The sequence below is a fragment of the Vibrio sp. 2132-1 genome (assembly GCF_033344315.1).
Map to the genome: position 1 here is coordinate 1 of NZ_JAWPON010000129.1, position 959 is coordinate 959.

Below are 959 nucleotides of genomic sequence, written 5' to 3' on the forward strand. Positions count from 1 at the left end.
AAATGATTGACCCGACTTACACTGTTGGACCAGAAGTAAACTGGTACTTCATGTTTGTGTCGACGTTCTTCATCGCGGGTATGGGTGCATTCGTTACAGAGAAAATCGTTGAGCCGAAACTTGGCAAGTACAACGAGGAAGAAGCGGCTGAAGATTTGTCTAACGACAAAATGGGCAACCTAACTGACCTTGAGAAGAAAGGTCTGAAAGTTGCTGGTCTTGCTGTGTTGGTTGTGTCTGCTTTGTTGGCTTGGACGATTGTTCCAGAAGACGGCATTCTACGTTCAGACGCTGGCACTGTTGCAGGATCCCCATTCCTGAAAAGTATCGTCGCTTTCATCTTCGTATTCTTTGCTATCCCTGGCTTTGTATACGGTAAAGTCGTTGGCACGATGAAAACCGACCGTGATGTTATCGATGCGATGTCTAAATCAATGTCTTCGATGGGCATGTACATCGTGTTGGTGTTCTTCGCTGCGCAGTTTGTTGCTTTCTTTAAGTGGACGAACTTTGGCCAAGTATTTGCCGTTGCAGGTGCTGACTTCCTGCAAAGCATCGGTCTGACTGGCCCTATGTTGTTCTTCGCATTCATTCTAATGTGTGGCTTCATTAACCTGATGATCGGTTCTGCATCGGCGCAGTGGGCCGTGACAGCTCCTATCTTCGTGCCAATGCTAATGCTAGTGGGTTATGCTCCAGAAACCATTCAAGCGGCTTACCGTATCGGTGATTCAACCACGAACATCATCACACCGATGATGAGCTACTTTGGTTTGATTTTGGCGGTAGCGACTCGCTACATGAAGAATCTAGGTATCGGTACGCTGATCGCGACCATGCTGCCTTACTCAATCTGCTTTATCGTAGGTTGGAGCCTGCTGTTCTACCTATGGGTATTCGTATTTGGTTTACCAGTAGGCCCTGGCGCTGCAACGTATTACACACCGTAATACTTAGGG

At 47.3% G+C, this 959-nt stretch carries 1 protein-coding gene; it reads left to right on the forward strand.

The genetic code is table 11. The features are described 5' to 3' along the window. Positions 1–950, forward strand: a 950-nt coding sequence (locus R8N47_RS23910) for an AbgT family transporter (RefSeq protein WP_005479051.1), incomplete at its 5' end; no start/stop codon positions are given. Positions 951–959: the final 9 nt, after the last annotated feature.